The sequence below is a fragment of the Arthrobacter sp. SPT-J7 genome (assembly GCF_059089965.1).
Genome location: NZ_JBNHFF010000426.1, coordinates 1 through 1,474, shown reverse-complemented (window position 1 = coordinate 1,474; position 1,474 = coordinate 1). Strand labels below are relative to the sequence as shown.

Annotated in this window: 2 protein-coding genes and 1 pseudogene; all 3 read left to right on the top strand. The window is 64.8% G+C overall.

Annotation, left to right across the window (positions count from 1 at the left end):
* Positions 1 to 346, top strand: a pseudogene (locus AC5RWX_RS33285) (MBL fold metallo-hydrolase); the annotation flags it as partial.
* 55 nt (positions 347 to 401) lie between these two features.
* Entirely contained in the window at positions 402 to 1,178 is a 777-nt protein-coding gene (locus tag AC5RWX_RS33280; protein ID WP_494100425.1) for a fumarylacetoacetate hydrolase family protein, read from the top strand.
* A 51-nt stretch (positions 1,179 to 1,229) separates the two neighbouring features.
* A partial coding sequence (locus AC5RWX_RS33275) for a glutamate--tRNA ligase family protein (RefSeq protein ID WP_494100424.1) occupies positions 1,230 to 1,474 on the top strand: 245 nt, incomplete at its 3' end.

The window sequence follows — 1,474 nt, the reverse complement described above, 5'->3', positions numbered from 1 at the left end:
GGTGCTGACCGGGGACACCATCCTGGGCAGCGGCACTACGATGCTTGACTACCCGGATGGGAGCCTCGGGGAGTACCTGACCTCCCTCGACAGGCTGGAATCGCTGGGAGCGGCCACCGTCCTGCCCGCTCACGGTCCTGTCCTGCCGTCCTTGACGGACGTCGTCGGCGACTACCGGACTCATCGACTCGAACGGCTGGCGCAGATCCGCGCGGCGCTGGAGCGGCTTGGCCAGGATGCCACAGTCGGTGAGGTTACTGACGCCGTCTATTCCGACGTCGACCCTTCCGTGCGGCGCGCTGCTGAAACGTCCGTTGCCGCGCAGCTTCACTACCTGCGGGGCTGAGTGGCCCGGCCGTAGAACGACAGGCGCGGGGTGGCGAGACGGTAGGGTAGGACCCATGCGTATTGCCAGGTTTGTCGTCGATTCTGATCCCCTTTACGGCGTTGTCGAAGGTGACACAGGCAGTGAGGAAATCACTGTCATCCACGGGGACCCTTTCTTCAACGGGGTGGAGCGTACTTCCGTCCGGCACAAGTTGGAGGACGTCCGGCTGCTCGCCCCCATCATTCCCCGCAGCAAAGTCATCGGCGTGGGACGCAACTTCGTGGAACATGCGCATGAACTTGGAAACGAAGTTCCCGCCCAGCCGCTTCTTTTCCTCAAGCCCAACACCGCCGTCGTTGGCCCCAACGATCCCGTGGTGCTGCCCGAGTTCTCCGAGGAAGTCTCCTTCGAGGCGGAACTGTGCGTGGTGATCGGACGGATCTGCAAGGACGTGCCCGAGGAACGCGTGGACGACGTGATCTTCGGCTACACGTGTGGCAACGACCTCACGGCCAGGGATGTTCAGAAGACCGATCTGCAGTGGACCAGGGCCAAGGGCTTTGACACCTCGGCGCCCCTGGGCCCGTGGATCGAGACGGACCTTGACACGGAGGACCTGCAGATCCAGGGCCGGCTCAACGGCGAGCTGCGGCAGGATGGCAGCACCAGCCAGATGATCAGGGGAGTACGGGAACTCGTGTCCGTTGTCTCGCAGGCATTTACCCTCCTTCCCGGCGACGTGATCATGACCGGGACGCCGGCCGGAGTGGGCCTGGTGAGCGCCGGGGACCGCTTTGAAGTGGAGATCGAGGGGATCGGCCGCCTGTCCAACCCCATCGTCCGCCGCTGAGGCCTGGCTCCGCGCTGGGGCTTTGCGCCAGACGGTAAAGTTGGAGCCACTATGACTACTGCTTCTGCGTCGAATGCTGCCTCCATCCCGCCCGTCACTGCGGACACGCCCGTTCGGGTCCGCTTCTGCCCCTCGCCCACGGGTACTCCCCACGTCGGGCTGATCCGCACGGCACTGTTCAACTGGGCCTACGCCCGCCACACCAAGGGCACCATGGTGTTCCGGATCGAGGACACGGACTCGGCGCGGGACAGGGCGGACAGCTCCCACCAGTTGCTGGACGCACTGAAGGGGCT